Here is a 17,589-nt window from a genome sequence, read left to right as displayed (position 1 = left end):
TTGGTAAACTGACCGTAGAAATCAACTGAACTTAAATTTTTTAGCGGAGGTGCCTTATGTCTTCAGTAGTAGTTGTCGGAACCCAGTGGGGGGACGAAGGAAAAGGCAAGATTACCGATTTTCTTTCACAAAATGCAGAAGTCGTTGCACGTTATCAAGGCGGAAATAACGCCGGTCACACAATCAAATTTGATGGAATAACATATAAGCTTCATCTAATTCCTTCCGGGATCTTTTTTGATGATAAAATCTGCGTCCTGGGTAACGGGATGGTCATTGATCCGAAGGCGCTGCTTGAGGAGCTCAAGTATCTACACGATAAAGGGGTATCAACGGATAACCTGCGTATCAGCAACCGTGCCCATGTCATTCTTCCTTACCACTTGAAACTGGATGCCCTTCAGGAAGAAGATAAAGGCGACAATAAGATTGGAACAACGAAAAAAGGCATCGGCCCTGCTTACATGGATAAAGCGGCTCGTACAGGGATTCGAATTGCAGACTTGATGGATAAAGAGAGCTTCCGTGAAAAGCTGGAGCAGAATCTAGCTGAGAAGAATCGTCTGTTTGAGAAAGTCTACGAAACGGAACCATTCACTGTAGATGAGATTCTAGAAGAGTATTATGAGTATGGACAGCAGATTGCTTCCTACGTTCGTGATACATCTGTCGTTCTGAATGATAATCTTGATGAAGGACGCCGCGTGCTGTTTGAAGGAGCGCAGGGGGTTATGCTGGATATTGACCAGGGAACCTACCCGTTTGTGACTTCCTCCAACCCGATTGCCGGGGGAGTAACGATCGGTTCAGGAGTAGGACCTTCAAAAATCAAGCATGTCGTAGGTGTATCGAAAGCCTATACGACCCGTGTTGGGGATGGTCCATTCCCGACAGAACTTCATAACGAGACCGGAGATCAAATTCGTGAAGTAGGCCGTGAATACGGAACGACAACCGGACGTCCGCGCCGTGTGGGCTGGTTTGACAGTGTCGTTGTAAGACACGCACGCCGTGTCAGCGGGATTACAGATCTGTCTCTCAATTCCATTGACGTTTTGACAGGTATTGAAACATTAAAGATTTGTACCGCCTATAAATATAAAGGTGAGATCATGGAAGAATTCCCTGCCAGTCTAAAAGTACTTGCAGAGTGTGAGCCGGTATATGAAGAAATGCCGGGTTGGACAGAAGACATTACAGGAGCGAAATCCTTGAGTGATCTTCCGGAGAATGCGCGTCATTATATTGAGCGTGTTTCCCAATTGACCGGGATTCCTCTTTCCATCTTTTCTGTTGGTCCAGACCGTTCGCAGACAAATGTTGTCCGCAGCGTCTATAGCGAATAAAAGAAGCACCTGGCTGTCTCAGTCAGGTGTTTTTTGTTTATGATAGAGAAGAGAAAGGAGTGTTTCTTGTGAAACGTATATGTGTATTTGCTGGATCGAGCCGTGGGAATGACCCTGCCTTTGTGGAGCAGACGCAATTGTTGGGCCGCGTGCTGGCTGAAAAAGGGATTGAATTGGTGTATGGTGGTGCAAAAAGCGGCCTTATGGGCGTCATAGCCGATGAAATGCTGGATCGCGGTGGAAAAGTAACTGGCGTGATGCCCACAAACTTATTCGATCGTGAAATTGTCCATCCCTCCATCACAACGATGATTGAAGTCGATACGATGCATGAGCGGAAAGCGAAAATGAGCGAACTTGCGGATGGATACATTGCGCTGCCGGGTGGTTTTGGTACATTTGAAGAACTGTTTGAAACCGTCAGCTGGGCGCAGATCGGTCTGCATCAAAAGCCTGTAGGACTCTTTGATATTCAAGGGTATTACACTCCGATTGTTGATTTAGTCCATCATGCGATTCAGGCCGGCTTTATTTCAGAAGATAATCGAAGCCTGATTGTGAACTCTTCTAATGCCGAGGATTTGATTGCGGATATGATGTCGAAAGTATAAAAGTCGAGCCGCCAGGGCTCGACTTTTTATACTTGAATGGTTTTGAAAAAGATAAGACCCATGTATCGATAAGTGACCTTGATGCTGTCTATGGATGTATCCTCAGAGATGCTCAAACCATAAATCGTGGTCGGTTCTTCTTTTGCTGCAGCAGCGACGGATTTCGTCAGGTGGCGGTGGGGAGAAGTATCAGGACCCAGGGCAATCGATTGATAATCTTCAATTGTATACTCATCTTTCACTAGAGCATGATTATCTGTAAGTATAAATCCTTTTTCTGTATTACTAACCTGAACGGCTATGTTGGAAGGGCGCTGGTTATTATTGATTGAGACGTCTGTGATATGAATGTCCCCGAGAAAACTCTTGTTCCCAACAGATACAATAATGGTATGTTTATCTTCTGTCGCCCCGATTGAACCATGTTCAAAAGGGGGATTGAATTTTAAGTAGCCGATGGATAGAATGAATAAAAAGATAAGGGCGTAGACGGTATGGCGCAGGGTTTTCTTCACATGAATCCTCCTTTCTTTAAAAGCTGAAGGCAAAAATCTTAAAACCTATGAAAAAATCTATTGCTTTCTCTAATCCCCATGTGATAAGATTAATATCGTTGCGGTAAACAAGCCGTTCTTGGTCCGGTAGTTCAGTTGGTTAGAATGCCTGCCTGTCACGCAGGAGGTCGCGGGTTCGAGTCCCGTCCGGACCGCCACTTCTATTATACCATCCCCTACAGTCGAAAACACACGCTTTGTGTTTAGAAAAGGAAGGGATTAAGTCGAATAAACGTTAAATAATTATTTGGCTATAACTTTAACTCGGCAGTTCAGTCCATAGAGAAGCCGTGAACATCTTTGAATAAGCTTCGAAACAAGACTTGGAGCGAGAAATACCATCACTACTATATTTTAATATGGCTCGGTAGCTCAGTCGGTAGAGCAACGGACTGAAAATCCGTGTGTCGGCGGTTCGATTCCGTCCCGAGCCACTACTAGAAGCTTACGGTATAAACCCCGTAAGCTTTTTTCTTGCGCTTTTTTAGTTTAGGAATAATATACCTTTCAAACCATTTGTTATTTTTGTTACTAATATATAGTTTTATTGATAATAACTTTATGAAATTCTTTATTATGGTAGTTAAATTATATATTTTTTACAATATGTAAAAATGGTTTTATAGGATATTTGACTGTGATAAGTTAGTATAGTGAAAAATAAATCAAACAATTAATATAAATGTAAGAGATTTCAGGAGGAAATGGAAGATGTGGAAGAAAGCAGTGATTACAGCCTTATCTGTCGTTACGCTTGGCGTGGGATCCGTCTATGCAGAAAACTCTCTCCAAACGGTTCATCATGTCTATATAGGCGGACAAGAGATTGGGACGATTCAGAACAAAGAACAAATTCAAGAGTACGTAAAAGATTATGTCGATGAAGCTGAAAGTAAACATAAAGATTGGGAAATATCCTTAATGGAAGATGTCACTTACGAAAAGGATAAGGTGTTTTCTGCGGATACAGAAGACAATAAAGTGATGAATGAACTCAAAAAGGAGCTTTCCATTGCTGCTGAGGCTGTAATGCTGAACGTGAACGGTCAGCCTGTTGCCTTTCTGCCGAATGAGGCAGAAGCGAAGCAAGTGGTGACAAAAATGAAACAAAAGTACGTCGATGCAGAGGACTTAGAGATGGTGGAGAAAGATAGTCAGTCAGAAGAGGTGGCAGCAGGAGAAGCTATGGTTACTGATGTTCGTTTAACGGGTGTTGTGACGTATGAAGACGAAAAGATTTCTCCTTTGTACATGGATTCTGTAGACGAAGCTATGGACCGACTGGAAAATGGGGCAAGTATAGAAGCAAAGACAGCTGCTCTTCCGACATCACCCCTTGTCGAATCCAGCCACGATCCGATGCTTGATGTAATGGTCTATGAAAGAGAGCGGCAGGAAGAAACCATTGAGCACAGCGTTGAGGTTAAAAATACAGATGACCTGTATGTTGGGGAGTCCAAAGTCACCCAGTCCGGAAAAGATGGGGTGAAGGAACGCTTGGTTCGAACCGTAACCCGGAATGGCGAACAGGAGAAAGAGACGATCCTTGAAGAAGAAATGGTGCAGGAGCCCGTGACGAAAGTCATTTTAAAGGGAACCAAACAGCCTCCTTCTATAGGAACTGGAAACTTTGTATGGCCGGCTGTCGGCGGAACGATTACAAGTAAACAAGGAAAGCGTTGGGGAAGGCAGCATAAAGGGATTGATATTGCCGGCGTTTCCAACCGGACAATTAAAGCCGCTGACAACGGTAAAGTCATCGAAGCGGGTTATCGGAACAGTTTTGGGAACAAGGTCGTCATTGATCATGGAAATGGGTATGAAACGTTGTATGCCCACCTTTCTTCCATAGACGTCAACGTCGGGGATGTTGTACAAAAAGGGGAATCTCTTGGTGTCATGGGTACGACAGGTCATTCCACAGGCATTCATCTCCATTTTGAAGTTCATAAAAATGGAGCGCTTGAAAATCCACTTTCACACGTTTCTCTTAAATGAGACCGCTATGATCAAACATAGCGGTTTTTTTCTTCTATTCGGAAAAGGATAAGAAGGCGGGAGTTTGTAGGATGAACGGATGATTTTACCTTTGTGATTCGAGGTGAAGTAGGACAATTATATAGAAATAAGTTAGAATGAAGGTAAGAATCGAAGTCGATGAAAAGGATGTGACGAAGGATGGCACAAAAAATTTTAGTCGTAGATGATGAAAAACCAATTGCTGATATATTAAAGTTCAACTTAGAAAAAGAAGGGTATGAGGTCGTCTGTGCCTACGATGGGGATGAAGCCATTACAAAGGCGGACGAAGAAGAACCGGAATTGATCTTATTGGATATTATGCTTCCGAATAAAGACGGAAACGAAGTATGCCGTGAAGTAAGAAAGCGTCACAATATGCCGATTATTATGTTGACGGCAAAAGATGCAGAGATTGATAAAGTGCTTGGATTGGAAATGGGCGCAGATGATTATGTGACTAAACCATTCAGCAACCGTGAACTGATCGCACGTGTCAAAGCGAACCTGCGTCGTCAACAGCAGGAACCGGAAGATACATCCCAGCAGACGAGAGATATTGAAATTGGGCGTCTGGCGATTCACCCGGATGCGTATACGGTCACTCGTGACGGTACTTATATTGAGCTTACCCACCGTGAATTTGAGCTGCTTCACTACCTTGCCCGTCATATCGGACAGGTCATGACGCGTGAGCACCTTCTGGAAACGGTATGGGGCTATGATTATTATGGAGATGTACGTACCGTTGACGTAACGGTTAGACGTCTGCGTGAGAAAATTGAGGAGAACCCGAGCAATCCTGTGTGGATCGTGACACGACGCGGGGTCGGCTACTACTTGAGAAACCCAGAACAGGAGTAGCTTGAATGAAGAAGGTTGGCTTTTTTCAGTCGGTTAGGCTGAAATTGATTGTCGTATACATTTTACTACTCTTACTAGGCATCCAAGTGATTGGGGCCTATTTTGTTGAGCGGTTGGAGAAACAGCTGACGAACAACTATACCAGTTCTGTTCAAAGCCAGCTCAACTCGTTGACCTTCAGCTTACAGAACGCGTTTAATGCTGAAAGAGACGAAAACAGCCCTACATTACGAATGGAAGTCGCTAACTTAATCGAGGATTTCAGCGATGATGTGAATCTTAGGAAGCTTCAGGTCATTGATAATAAAACGTACGTCATTGCTTCCCTGGGAAATAAAGTAGACTCCTCAACGATCGGTAAGAAGGTCAATGAACAGGAAATTACGAAAGTGTTCCTCTTCGGGGACCCGACTGAGCCTAAGTTTATGCGTGATCAAGAGACGAATGAGCGGATTTATGTCGGCTCAAAACCGATTACAGATGAAACAGGCGAAGAAGTCATAGGCGTTCTTCATTATCAACTTTATACCGATGAGATCTATACCCAGCTTCAAGCCATTAACAGCATTTTTGCCAAAGGGACGATCTTAGCCATTACCGTTACGGCTCTGCTCGGGATTTTGGTCGCCAGGACCATCACGCGTCCTTTGACAGAAATGAAAAAACAAGCGCAGATTATGGCGACTGGTGATTTTTCGCAAAAAGTGGACGTCAAAGGAAATGACGAAATTGGAGAGCTTGGCTATGCGTTTAACGATTTGAATGACAAACTGAAGCTGGCGCAGGCGACAACCGAAGGGGAGAGGCGTAAATTAAGCTCTGTCCTGTCGAATATGTCGGATGGAGTCATAGCGACCGACCGTCTCGGCGCGATAGTTTTAATGAACGCGCCTGCCTCAAGGTTAATCGGGCAGACATTTGAAGACGTCCAGGGACAGTCGCTGATTGATGTGTTCGATTTAAATGAACAGGTAGAAGAAATGGACGAAGTTCAGGAAACGGGTTCGATGATTATTGATTTAAGCAGTGATGACAACCATCTGCTCCTTAAGGCGAACTTCTCTGTAGTGGAAGATGAAAACAATGAGATGGACGGCTTCATCACGGTGATTAGTGATGTCACAGAACAGCAGCGGGTCGAACAGGAGCGCCGGGAATTCGTTTCCAACGTTTCGCATGAACTGCGGACACCTCTAACTACCATGAGAAGTTATATTGAAGCTTTAAATGATGGGGCCTGGCAGGACCCAGATATCGCCCCCCGGTTTTTAGATGTCACCCAAAACGAAACCGACCGGATGATCCGGCTGGTTAATGATCTGCTGCAATTAACAAAAATGGATCACAAGGAAACACCTCTGATGAAGGACCGGGTCGAATTTGTCGGCTTTTATCACCATATCATTGATCGTTTTGAAATGAACAAAGACGATAAAGTCGAGTTTGTCCGCCAATTATCCAAAAAGAACATGTACGTATGGATCGATAAAGACAAAATCACTCAAGTGCTCGATAACATCATTTCAAACGCTATTAAGTATTCTCCTGAAGGAGGAAGAATCACCTTCAGCGCCTCTTCCACAAAGAAAAAACTGCGGGTGAGCGTGACGGATGAAGGCCTTGGTATGCCTCCAGATACTGTAGATAAAATCTTTGATCGTTTTTATCGTGTAGATAAATCCCGTGCGAGAGAAATGGGAGGCACTGGACTTGGACTGGCTATTGCCCGGGAAATGATTGAAGCTCACCATGGACAGATATGGGCGGAGAGCCGGGAAGGCGAAGGGACGACGGTCCACTTTACGCTGCCACTCATGAATCAAAAGCGGGGGAATAAGTCATGAACAGGGAAACGATGAAATCCATTATATTAGTGATCTTAATTGCGTTCAGCCTTGTGTTGACTGTGGCCTTATGGCAGTACCAGCCGGCTACAGAGACACTTGAGGATGATGGGGTCATCGAAGACACCAAACTGGAAGGTCTCGGGGAAACAGCGAAGGTTTCAGATGTCATTGTTCCAGATGATATTATTTTTCATGAAGAGACGTCACATTTTACTTTTAATGATATAGAGGATAAAACATCCTTTTTCAAACGGATGCAGGAGTGGAACCTTACAAATATAGACATTAGTCCGGGTCCTAGAGGAACAAGGAATGTCGATCGGGCGGTAGAAATCATCTTTCCCGAATCGATCCCGCTGCAGACGATTGGTGACCTTTTTGTAATCAATGATGAAACGGTGCTGCAGAATGTTGAGCAGAACTATGACCGGATCATATTAGCCAGATTATCGGATCCATCGGCTGCTACGATGTACGAATTATGGTTCATTCAGTCCGGCTCAGATCATTCCGATTTGACGCTTCGGGCGAATATCAATGCGAATGCAGGAGAGCAGGCGTTAAGCAAGATAGAGAGTAAAAGCGACCTGCAGGAGCTTATGTCCTTATCCGAGACGTTTGAAGAGGCAGATCCAGACTGGTTGAGATCCGGTCATATTTATCTCCCAAAAGAGGTAAATCCTCTTCCTGAGGTTGTATTACAAACGGATGCCATCCCGGTCACTCCTTTACAAAATGACCTATTCCCGTCTCCTGAGAGTGGGGTTACGTATGAGACGAATGAATATAAACGGAAGAAAACCAACGAACGTCTCATGGATATCTATGATGACAGCCGCCTGATGGAGTATGTGTGGCTCGTTCCCAATAGTGTGAATCAGAAAGAATTAAAAGAGTATGAACTGCTGGTCCGCAGCGTCCAGGACATAAACAGCCACTGGGGCTGGACGGAAGATTTCCGTCTCGATTCGTTATCAGCAGCTGCGGGAAATATTCAATACCGGATGTACTACAATGATACGCCGGTCATGGCGGTAGAAGACACGTATCATCTTCCGTCCATTACTCAGGAATATCAGGAAGGGCAGATTCAGAGATACGTTCGTCCCCTCGTGAAATTCAAGCGATTTGAAACAGGGGATAACTTTAGACCTGAGATGGAGTCAACAGAAGAAGTCATTGCCACACTTCAGCAAATGGAGAGCTTGAGTTTTGATGAAATTCTAGGGGTGGAAGTCCGCTATACGCTTGAAGAACAGCCGAGTAAATTAGCGTACAGCCTGATTCCGGAATGGTATTACCGCACGAACACAACGGACTGGACGCGGTTATTTGAAGAGAGAGAGCCGAATCAAAATGAAGAATTATCGTAATCAAGGAGGCGTGAGCTTATGCAATGGGGTCAAATTAAATTATTGTTCATCCTCAGCTTCTTGATTCTCGATTTATTCTTATTGCAGCAGTTTCTTTCTAAGCAGCAGCAAGACGCCTTAGGACAGATTTCCACGGTTGCAGAAGATATTGAAACGGAACTTGAAAATGCGGATGTAACGATTGCAGAAGGGGCGATCCCTGAAGATGTCCCAAGTATTCCAAGCTTGAAGTCGAAAGGGAATGCTGTACCTGAAGAGATACTTGCACAGGTGGAAGGTCTGGATGAAAGCACGCAGGAAATCAGTATTGAAGACCAGGCGTTAAAAGTGACGCTTGATGAACCGGTCGAGGTGACAGAAGATACCCTCGTCGGTGAGGTCAGTTCTTTGGTTCCTTTCTCTTCCCAGTATTCGTACTGGGGTTGGAATAAAGAAGAAGGGGTGGCTTTGTTTTTTCAAAAAGTGAATGATCAGACCATCTATTTTAACAGTGGTGGTTACTTATTAGTCACGATTGCAGATGGGAAAATCACGGGTTATGTCGCTACTTTATTAACCTTCCCGGAAGGAGAGTCCATTGTTGAGGACTCATCACAATCGGGGGAAATGAACCGTCCTTGGAGTGCGATTGAAAATCTGTATGATTACGGGCTGATCCGGTCAGGGGATGAAGTGACGTCGATGAATATCGGCTATCACACCAGTTATGATCTGGGTCTTGATGTGGAAAATGCCCCGCAGTATTTTGCACCTACATGGAAAGTGACCATTAATGGAGAGCGCGACCTGTTCTTATATGCCTTTACGGGTACGGTTGCCGAAGTAAAAGAATCATCGTTTATTGAAGACATTTTAAATAAACACCAGTTAAAACCGGAAGAATCTTTGAATGAGGACTCTTCCACTGAGGAGAGTAACAATAGTGAAACAAATTAATTGGAGTGTCGTTTATGACCTTACGCTTTAGTGTCCTGGCATCAGGAAGTACTGGAAACGCGTTTTATATTGAATCCGGAGACGAGAAAATTCTTGTGGATGCCGGTTTAAGCGGCAAAAAGCTGGAAGGGCTGCTTGCGCAGGCGGATGTCGATCCTAACTCCTTGTCACGCATCCTGGTGACTCATGAGCACAGTGATCACATTAAAGGGCTCGGAATCATGGCTCGCCGCTATAACCTTCCGATTTATGCGAATGAAAAGACATGGGATGCCATGGAAGGGCAGATCGGGAAGCTTTCGCTTGATCAGAAGTTTCATTTTTCAATGGAAGAGACACGCACGTTCGGCGGAATTGATGTAGAATCCTTCGCCGTTTCTCATGATGCTGCGGATCCGATGTTCTATACGTTCCATCAGGACGGAAAAAAGGTGGCGCTTGTGACAGACCTTGGTTATGTCTCTGAACGGATTAAAAAGACCGTTGAAGGTGCGGATGCTTATATTTTTGAATCCAATCATGATGTGAGTATGCTTAGGATGGGACGTTATCCTTGGAATGTGAAGCGGCGGATCCTCGGGGATTCCGGCCACGTTTCGAATGAAGACTGCGCCCTTGCCCTGACGGATGTCATTACGGATCAGACGAAACGCATTTACCTGGCTCACTTAAGCCTGGACAACAACATGAAAGACTTAGCCCATATGTCTGTGAAAAACGTGTTGGAGGAAAGAGGGTTTGAGCTGGGGACCCGGATTCAGCTGATGGATACGGATCCTTATGAAGCCACCCCTATATTCGAGGTTTAAAAGGTTTTAAATAGTAAACAATAAGGTAACAATACCTAAGAAGTTTATGAGGAACGAAAGGAAAGGTAAGGTGAAGAGGCGTGGGCTATTATGATGATCATTCACCATCCAGTCAGCAGAAGCGGAACAGGCGCCGGTGGGTCATGCCGACTCTCGTCGGAGGGATTCTCGGAGCAGTTCTTGTTTTACTGGCGCTCCCCGCACTGGTCCAGACGGAATTGCTGCCTTATGATATGACGATTCCTGAAGATGAAAGTGGACTCGTCCAGGATGACCAGGGTCTGACAGGAGGCACAACGAAGAACGTAGAGCTTGATGTAACGACACAGATTACGAAAGTGGTCGATGAAGTCACACCATCTGTGGTCGGGGTCGTCAATCTTCAGACGCAGGAAAATTTCTGGCGGCAGCAGAACAGTGATTCTTCCCGTCAGGCGGGTGTAGGTTCTGGTGTCATTTATAAAAAAGAAGAAGGAACCGCTTATGTGGTCACCAACAATCATGTCATTGAAGGTGCCAGTGAAATTGAAGTGGTCCTTGCTGATGAAACCCGTGTGAAAGCAGAATTGGTGGGCAGTGATTTATTTACTGATTTAGCTGTTCTTAAGATGTCCGCTGATCAAGTGGAGAAGGTTGTGGAACTTGGTACATCCGAGAACTTAAAAGTAGGAGAGCCGGCCATTGCCATTGGGAACCCATTAGGACTCAGCTTTGCAGGTTCAGTGACACAAGGCATCATCAGTGGTAAAGAGCGCGCGATTCCACAGGATTTTAACGGAGATGGATTAGACGATTGGCAGGCAGAAGTTATTCAAACCGACGCAGCCATTAACCCTGGAAACAGTGGCGGGGCCTTGATTAACATAGATGGCCAGCTCATCGGAATCAACTCGATGAAAATTGCTCAGTCCGCTGTGGAAGGAATCGGTTTTGCCATTCCTATTGATTCAGCCAAGCCTATCATTGATGAACTGGAACAATATGGACAGGTTGACCGCCCGTACATTGGGATTGAAGCGTATGGTCTGAATGAAGTGCCGACATCGGAGTGGAGCAATACTTTAAACCTTCCTAATGAAGTAGAAGGCGGATTATATATTCGAAGTGTCCGTCAAATGTCTCCAGCTGCCAAAGCAGGCTTAAAACCACTGGACGTTATAACAGCTCTGGACGGAGAACCCGTGGAGGACATTATAGATCTTCGTAAATATTTGTATAACGAAAAGGATGCAGGAGATCAATTAGAAATGACGTACTATAGAGATGGCAAGAAACAAACGACAACGATTACCCTTGGTTCACAAGAATAAGTGGAAAAAGAAAGAGTACCTTCAGAAGGTACTCTTTTTTCATCGTCAACAATCGAGTTTTTTCGATTTTTATCGCCTTCAAACTATCCACAGGGTGTGAATAGTATTCTGGATAACTGTCATATATGGTAGCAGAAAATATGTTCGCCACCATATATCTTCACCTGTTGTGAATATGTGGATGGATTTTGTGGATAACCTGTTTATATTTTGGGGTAACCTGTGAATATCAGAAAATTAACAGTTTTTGTGCATAAGTCTGTGGACAATTGTGGGTAACTATAATCGTTAGTACTTGTTTTCCACATGTGAATAAATCGTAACCGTGATTTTTAATTATTTTTCGGCTCTTCCACTTTCTATCCTTATAAAAAAGATGTCTAATTCTAACGTCTCCCGATACTCTCTTTTTATGCGCTTTTGTTCACCGGTTTTATTTTAAATTTCTTCCTGTAATAAGCGTTTAATAGATAGATAACCGGTGTTAAGATTGCAGCCGGCATAAACCACAGCCAGATACTCACGCTGGAAATGTTGAGGAGCCTTGGAGCACCAAAAACAACAAATGCGGTAATCGTCGCGATCGAGCAGCCGATTAAGTTTCCAAAGTGTTCAAAGTACCAATGCATGTTAACTTTTGGCGGGGTTAACCAGTAGTAAAGCTGTCCACCGCCAAGGAAAATACCTAGCAGCGGGAAGTATTGTAGCAGAGGAAAACGGTAATAAAAACCGACGCTTATGGTGAGGATGGACATCGCTACAAGCAGGCCTGAAATACCAAGATCATAAGGGTTGCGGTGGGCTTTCACTCTTCGTTTAAATCGTAGAACACGGATGCCCATCCAGGCGGTGGCGGCACTTAAAGTGGCGATAAATAACAGAAAGAAAGCAAAAGCCTTCTCGGGCGCTGTTGTTCCTTGATCTATGAGCAGGCGGTACAATCCCATATACAAGGCTGTCCCTGCGACGGTATACATCGCTCCGACATAGACCCACCCGATTTTTTTATGGTTTTTCCCGCCTTTTTTTGTGATCATGGGAATCCAAAAGATACTGAGGGCGGTGAACCCTGCGAGGATATGAATGGTTAACAGCACTGAAAATAGTGACAAGCGATTCCTCTCCTTTCTCTTCTTTCTATACATACTCTGTGTTGGGGAGAAAGTCCTTTCTTATTTTAGAAATTATTTGTGAGTATTGAAAAGCATTCTCTAATTATTATAGGTGCGAATGAGGGACTGGAACCACTCCCTTTCCGCGGGGAAGACGGCGAGCCTCCTCGGTTTAACAACCTCCGGGGTCTCGCCAGCCTTTTCTTTCCCGCAGGAGTGTCGCGGTTTCCTGTCCCTCATTACAAAGGTGAGAATATCCGCGTGACGTTTGACTAAGAAACCGTGTGTATGAGTGTGCTGGCGGCGAACACTCTGCTGTCAGATGAGTCATGTATAAGTCACGCTAAAAAACATATGAGGTGAAAATGTTCACATAAAAAAAGCGACTTCTCTAATATTAGAGAAGTCGCTTTTTAGATTAAATTCTATAACTCAGGAAAAGGGGCGGTCGTTTTTCCATGTGGTTTTGACTAGTTTGGTCAGGGCTAGAACCGCGATCAGGTTGGGGATGACCATGAGTGCGTTAAATGTGTCGGCCATCTGCCATACGAATTCTACCTGGACGATCGCTCCGAGTACGATAAATACTAGGACAATAAAGCGGTAAACGGGAACGGCTTTTTCTCCAAACAGGAATTTCACGTTCACTTCACCAAAGAATGCCCAGCCTAAAATCGTTGTAAAGGCGAAGAAGAGCAGACAGATGGCGATGAATGGAATACCGAATTCACCAAGTCCGCGGGCAAACCCTTCCTGGGTGATGGCACTGCCTTCAAGCCCGGCTTGGTGAGCGTTCGTGAGTAAAATCACCATGGCTGTCATCGTACAAATAATGACGGTATCAATAAATACCCCTACCATAGCGACAAGCCCCTGCTGGGAAGGTCGTTTTACATTGGCGACCGCGTGTGCGTGAGGTGTGGAACCCATTCCTGCTTCGTTGGAGAATAATCCACGCGCAATTCCGTAGCGGATCGCTTCTTTAATGGTGGCACCAAGAACACCACCGCCGGCGGCTTCCGGACTGATCGCTGCCTGTACAATCAACTGCAGTGTTGGCAGTACCTGATCCCAGTATTGAACCATAATGACGAGGCTTCCGATAATATAAAGCAGCGCCATGACGGGGACAACGTTTCCGGCAAACGTAGAGATGCGGTTAATGCCGCCAAATAAAATTAATCCGATCAGAACAGCAATTACAATCCCAAGCGTTAAGTTGAGGGAGAAAGAAGTCGTTCCGATCGCTTCATTCATCGCTGTTGCAATCGCATTGGACTGCACCATGTTTCCGACAAATCCGAGAGCGATAATGATCGCAATCGCAAAAAATCCGGCCAGCCACTTACTGCCGAGGCCGTCGCGGATATAATACGCCGGGCCACCGTGGGTCTGGTCACCTTTTTTCACTTTATAAATTTGAGCAAGGACGGCTTCAGCAAAAATGGTCGCCATCCCGAAAAAGGAACTGATCCACATCCAGAAGATCGCCCCGGGACCACCGGCAGCAATCGCTGTTGCGACACCAGCCAGGTTTCCTGTACCGACCTGGGCGGAAATCGAAGTGGCTAGCGCTTTAAAGGAGTGAATGCCTTCTTCTTTTTCTTTCTTAAATAAAGGCGCAAAGGTCTGTTTAAACCCTCTGCCTAAATAACGGACTTGAATAAAGCGGAGCTGCAAGGTCAGCCATACCCCTGTACCTAAAAGAAACAGAAGCATAATCGGACCCCATAAAAAGTTATTAATTTCTATAAATATATCAGTCAACGGCTGCATGGATAGAATCCTTTCTTTCTTTATCATTTGACCATAACAAAGAGTATCGCATGTGCAAACGTTTTACAGCAAGCACATTTATTGAATTTTATAATTGATTTTAAAAATCTTAAAAGGTGCTGTAGAGAGTGCTTTTGAACCTATTCTTTCCATAATGGATAAATAAAATGATTGATGTAGTTCCGTTTGCTGGGTTAGGAGAAGGAGGGACGGGAAATTACTCGCTTTCCTTGGGCGGGCGGTGAGTCTCCACGGACTACGTCCTCAGGGGTCTCACCTGTCCCGCTTATCCCAAAGGAGTCTCGCAATTTCCCGTCCCTCCTTGTGTTTATTCGTATTAACGGAATGACTTAAAAGGGGGAAGAGCGACAGATTTACATTCACGCTAACCGCTCTATTCAAGTAGGAAAGGGCGCTTCTATCTACATTAGAAGCCCGATCAACCCCTCTCTCAACCAAAGTTTAGGTTAGATTCATTTTTTCTGTTTAAATAAATCCAGAGAAACCTTCCAAATATTCCATATGATTACGTACAATAGAAGGAAAGGGGGCCTACATATGATTGATATGCGAAGTGATACGGTGACGAAACCGACGTTGGCGATGAGGCAGGCGGCGCTTGAGTCGGAAGTTGGAGATGATGTGTATGAAGAGGATCCTACGGTCATAAAATTAGAAGAGAAAGCCGCAGAAATGCTGGGGAAAGAGGCGGCCTTATTTGTGACGAGCGGCACTCAAGGGAACCAGATTGCTGTTCTCACACATTGTCAGCCGGGAAATGAGGTGTTGATGGAAGCGAATGCGCACCTGTTTGTTTATGAAGGGGCTTCGATTTCTGCTTTTGCAGGGGTACAGCCGCGCACCATTCAGGGGGAGCGGGGAGTGATGGACCCGGAAGAAGTCAGGGCTGCCATTCGTCCAGACGATATTCATTTTCCTGAAACCGGACTGATCTGCCTCGAGAATACACACAACAAAGCGGGCGGGGTGGTCGTACCTATTGAGAACATGAAGAAGATTTATGCAATTGCAAAAGAAGAGCAGATTCCTGTCCACTTGGATGGCGCGCGCTTATTTAATGCTTCAGTGGCTTCCGGTATTCCACTTAAAACCTATGCCGATCAGACCGACACCGTTCAAGTCTGCCTGTCTAAGGGACTTGGGGCACCGGTCGGATCGATCATTGCCGGACCGGCTGATTTTATTAAAAAGGCCCGTAAATGGCGGAAGCGTCTTGGTGGCGGACTGCGCCAGGCAGGCATTGTTGCCGGACCGGCGTATGTGGCACTGACAGAAATGGTGGACCGCTTAAAGGATGATCATGCCAATGCCACCCGTCTTGCCAGAGGGATCAAGGATATTGAGGGACTCCGCGTCGAAGATGTAGAGACCAATATGATTCTTGTCCACGTGGACGGACTCGGTCATACGGCACACTCTTTTCTAGAAGAATTGAAAGAAGAAGGGATTTTAGCGGTGCCATACGGACCGAAAACGGTTCGCTTCGTCACGAATTATGATGTTTCAACCAAAGACATTGACGTGGCAGTTGACCGTATCGTTTCCAAATATAAAGGGTAATGTTTATTCGCGTTTTTCATTGCTTGTTCAGGGGTATAAAAGAGGTATTAAACCTTTGGAGGTGGCTTCCATAGCGGAGATCCAGAAGAGTCAACAAAAGAAAAAACGTCCGTCTGCTCAAGAAGAGGAGTTTGCTGATTTGTTTCTTAAGGACCGTTTTGTTGATGGAATACCGTTAGATGAGTTGGGAAGGCATTTGAAGAGAACGAAGAGATATAAGAAAAGTGTTGGGAAACGATAAACGAACGAGAGCCTGATTCCTATACCGTTCATATTTGAGCGGAAGGGAATCAGGCTTTTTTATTCGTTTTTGGTGATCTAAGAGAAACTTAAACAGACAATTCCTGTTTTAAAAATTTTTTAATTTCGGCTGCGATTCTTTGATAGTCAATGGTATGCACGGAGTGAGAAGAGGACAATTGAATCATCTTTCCATGCTTTACAGATTGGATGAATGCCGCTTGTTTCTCAGACCACGTCTCTTTATCCCACCCGGTACCCGTTCCGTTAGAGGCGAATAATAAAATAGGAACTTCCGGTGGATCAAAACTTGCTACCTTCTCGGCATTGGAATGGATTTGTTTCACTTCATTCAACATATTTTTCGTTGCGGTTCTCCGGTAAAAAATGATCTTGTCTAATTCTTTTTCTTTAGTAATGAGGTTTCCATGCCTGCTCGCAGAACTTTCTGCTGCCGTCGGGATCTACCTGGTGATCCCCATATCGGCTAAAAAGGAGGCAAAACGGAACAACGGAATATTAATTTTAAAATCCTGATAAGAAGCAGGGACCGCAATATCAAGTCCGATAACAGCTCTTACTTCCTCAGGATAATTCTGGGCCCAATACAAGGCTTCGAGTCCTGATGCGGAATGTGGAACTAAAATAAAAGGTCCTTGAAGACCTGCTTCGGCGAGGGCTTTACGGGTTTGGGATAACATCGTCTGCATGTCGCGGGGACTATCGGTGATATCACTAAATCCGTATCCCTGCTTCTCTACAACGACAACTTTGTACTGATCGCTAACCTGTGAAAAAAGGGACTTAAAATCCAATACTGGAGAACTTGTGCCGTTTCCTGACATGAAAACAAGCGTTTCTTTCCCGTGTCCCTCCTGGTAGACGTGCATGTTGTGACCATCCACATCAACGATCTGTCCTATGGGGATAAAGGAACCTTTCTCTTTAGCCAGACGAATTTTGTGATGAACAGCGCTTGTGGCGAAGGCCAGCCCTAATAAACCGATAAAACCAAGCAGGATAAAACCAATCATATATTATCCCTCCCATAGCAAATCTTCTGTAGCGACTACATTTCTTTCAATCATACGCACGTCGGGGGTCAAAGGTTTCGTTCCCTCATAAAATTTCGCATCTGATGGAGTGCTCATTGAGGGAAAGGAAGGATAGATATTCTTTATCCCGGGTATAGGAAAATAAAGTAAATCCTA

The 17,589-nt window shown here is 44.8% G+C and carries 16 protein-coding genes and 2 tRNA genes; 13 read left to right on the top strand and 5 right to left on the bottom strand.

Annotated features, from left to right (window positions below; all coding sequences use genetic code 11):
• The first annotated feature begins 56 nt into the window (after positions 1-56).
• Together LC036_RS11195 and LC036_RS11190 are read left to right on the top strand one after the other, a co-directional pair.
• The gene (locus LC036_RS11195) at positions 57-1,346 is read left to right on the top strand and encodes an adenylosuccinate synthase (protein WP_226582244.1); all 1,290 of its coding nucleotides are present in this window, start codon (positions 57-59) and stop codon (positions 1,344-1,346) included.
• 68 nt (positions 1,347-1,414) lie between these two features.
• Positions 1,415-1,957 carry a TIGR00730 family Rossman fold protein gene (locus LC036_RS11190; protein ID WP_226582242.1) on the top strand — a complete coding sequence of 181 codons (543 nt, stop codon included), beginning with the start codon at positions 1,415-1,417 and terminating at the stop codon, positions 1,955-1,957.
• Positions 1,958-1,983: 26 nt separating this feature from the next.
• Here LC036_RS11190 and LC036_RS11185 read toward each other — a convergent pair whose 3' ends face one another.
• A complete protein-coding gene (locus LC036_RS11185) occupies positions 1,984-2,472 on the bottom strand; it encodes a hypothetical protein (protein ID WP_226582240.1) in 489 nt (162 codons plus the stop codon).
• 120 nt (positions 2,473-2,592) lie between these two features.
• Here LC036_RS11185 and LC036_RS11180 point away from each other — a divergent pair.
• The 9 genes from LC036_RS11180 (at position 2,593) to LC036_RS11140 (ending at position 11,669) form a co-directional block, all read left to right on the top strand.
• Positions 2,593-2,669, top strand: a tRNA-Asp gene (locus LC036_RS11180).
• A 203-nt stretch (positions 2,670-2,872) separates the two neighbouring features.
• Positions 2,873-2,945, top strand: a tRNA-Phe gene (locus tag LC036_RS11175).
• A 277-nt stretch (positions 2,946-3,222) separates the two neighbouring features.
• Positions 3,223-4,509, top strand: coding sequence for a peptidoglycan DD-metalloendopeptidase family protein (locus LC036_RS11170; RefSeq protein WP_226582238.1), 1,287 nt, complete (start codon positions 3,223-3,225; stop codon positions 4,507-4,509).
• 180 nt (positions 4,510-4,689) lie between these two features.
• Complete coding sequence (gene yycF / locus LC036_RS11165) at positions 4,690-5,394, top strand: response regulator YycF (RefSeq protein ID WP_226582236.1); 705 nt, start codon at positions 4,690-4,692, stop codon at positions 5,392-5,394.
• A 5-nt stretch (positions 5,395-5,399) separates the two neighbouring features.
• Complete coding sequence (gene walK, locus LC036_RS11160) at positions 5,400-7,238, top strand: cell wall metabolism sensor histidine kinase WalK (RefSeq protein WP_226582233.1); 1,839 nt, start codon at positions 5,400-5,402, stop codon at positions 7,236-7,238.
• Positions 7,235-8,614 (top strand): YycH family regulatory protein, encoded by a 1,380-nt coding sequence (locus tag LC036_RS11155; protein ID WP_226582231.1) that lies wholly within the window; start codon positions 7,235-7,237, stop codon positions 8,612-8,614. The genes walK and LC036_RS11155 overlap by 4 nt, the downstream gene beginning before the upstream one ends.
• 18 nt (positions 8,615-8,632) lie before the next feature.
• The gene (gene yycI / locus LC036_RS11150) at positions 8,633-9,550 is read left to right on the top strand and encodes a two-component system regulatory protein YycI (protein ID WP_226582227.1); all 918 of its coding nucleotides are present in this window, start codon (positions 8,633-8,635) and stop codon (positions 9,548-9,550) included.
• A gap of 14 nt (positions 9,551-9,564) precedes the next feature.
• Positions 9,565-10,359 carry an MBL fold metallo-hydrolase gene (locus LC036_RS11145; RefSeq protein ID WP_226582224.1) on the top strand — a complete coding sequence of 265 codons (795 nt, stop codon included), beginning with the start codon at positions 9,565-9,567 and terminating at the stop codon, positions 10,357-10,359.
• An 80-nt stretch (positions 10,360-10,439) separates the two neighbouring features.
• Positions 10,440-11,669: a S1C family serine protease gene (locus LC036_RS11140; protein WP_226582219.1), complete on the top strand. Its 1,230-nt coding sequence runs from the start codon at positions 10,440-10,442 to the stop codon at positions 11,667-11,669.
• Between the two features lie 410 nt (positions 11,670-12,079).
• On the opposite strand, the gene LC036_RS11135 is transcribed toward LC036_RS11140, so the two are convergent.
• A complete protein-coding gene (locus LC036_RS11135) occupies positions 12,080-12,766 on the bottom strand; it encodes a DUF2306 domain-containing protein (RefSeq protein ID WP_319004461.1) in 687 nt (228 codons plus the stop codon).
• 447 nt (positions 12,767-13,213) lie between these two features.
• A complete protein-coding gene (locus LC036_RS11130) occupies positions 13,214-14,557 on the bottom strand; it encodes an alanine/glycine:cation symporter family protein (RefSeq protein ID WP_226582214.1) in 1,344 nt (447 codons plus the stop codon).
• Positions 14,558-15,115: 558 nt separating this feature from the next.
• Between LC036_RS11130 and ltaE the strand changes: the two genes are divergently transcribed.
• Positions 15,116-16,138: a low-specificity L-threonine aldolase gene (ltaE, locus tag LC036_RS11125; protein WP_226582212.1), complete on the top strand. Its 1,023-nt coding sequence runs from the start codon at positions 15,116-15,118 to the stop codon at positions 16,136-16,138.
• Positions 16,139-16,199: 61 nt separating this feature from the next.
• Positions 16,200-16,379 (top strand): hypothetical protein, encoded by a 180-nt coding sequence (locus LC036_RS11120; protein WP_226582210.1) that lies wholly within the window; start codon positions 16,200-16,202, stop codon positions 16,377-16,379.
• 88 nt (positions 16,380-16,467) lie between these two features.
• Here LC036_RS11120 and LC036_RS11115 read toward each other — a convergent pair whose 3' ends face one another.
• Both LC036_RS11115 and LC036_RS11110 read right to left on the bottom strand, forming a co-directional pair.
• Positions 16,468-16,737, bottom strand: a complete 270-nt coding sequence (locus LC036_RS11115) for a hypothetical protein (RefSeq protein WP_226582208.1) — start codon at positions 16,735-16,737, stop codon at positions 16,468-16,470.
• Positions 16,738-16,842: 105 nt separating this feature from the next.
• On the bottom strand, positions 16,843-17,412 hold the full coding sequence (locus tag LC036_RS11110) for an alpha/beta fold hydrolase (protein WP_226582204.1): 570 nt from the start codon (positions 17,410-17,412) through the stop codon (positions 16,843-16,845).
• Positions 17,413-17,589 lie beyond the last annotated feature (177 nt).

It is taken from the genome of Halobacillus litoralis (assembly GCF_020524025.1).
Classification (GTDB): Bacteria; Bacillota; Bacilli; order Bacillales; family Halobacillaceae; genus Halobacillus; species Halobacillus litoralis_D.
This window is presented reverse-complemented; position numbering and strand designations above follow the sequence as displayed.

Bases quoted from the DNA above. Each gene is read 5' to 3' on its own strand.
- LC036_RS11130 (WP_226582214.1), bottom strand. From the start codon at position 14,557: ATGCAGCCGTTGACTGATATATTTATAGAAATTAATAACTTTTTATGG.
- LC036_RS11115 (WP_226582208.1), bottom strand. From the start codon at position 16,737: ATGTTGAATGAAGTGAAACAAATCCATTCCAATGCCGAGAAGGTAGCA.
- yycI (WP_226582227.1), top strand. From the start codon at position 8,633: ATGCAATGGGGTCAAATTAAATTATTGTTCATCCTCAGCTTCTTGATT.
- LC036_RS11145 (WP_226582224.1), top strand. From the start codon at position 9,565: ATGACCTTACGCTTTAGTGTCCTGGCATCAGGAAGTACTGGAAACGCG.
- yycF (WP_226582236.1), top strand. From the start codon at position 4,690: ATGGCACAAAAAATTTTAGTCGTAGATGATGAAAAACCAATTGCTGAT.
- LC036_RS11155 (WP_226582231.1), top strand. From the start codon at position 7,235: ATGAACAGGGAAACGATGAAATCCATTATATTAGTGATCTTAATTGCG.
- LC036_RS11195 (WP_226582244.1), top strand. From the start codon at position 57: ATGTCTTCAGTAGTAGTTGTCGGAACCCAGTGGGGGGACGAAGGAAAA.
- LC036_RS11110 (WP_226582204.1), bottom strand. From the start codon at position 17,412: ATGATTGGTTTTATCCTGCTTGGTTTTATCGGTTTATTAGGGCTGGCC.
- walK (WP_226582233.1), top strand. From the start codon at position 5,400: ATGAAGAAGGTTGGCTTTTTTCAGTCGGTTAGGCTGAAATTGATTGTC.
- ltaE (WP_226582212.1), top strand. From the start codon at position 15,116: ATGATTGATATGCGAAGTGATACGGTGACGAAACCGACGTTGGCGATG.
- LC036_RS11170 (WP_226582238.1), top strand. From the start codon at position 3,223: ATGTGGAAGAAAGCAGTGATTACAGCCTTATCTGTCGTTACGCTTGGC.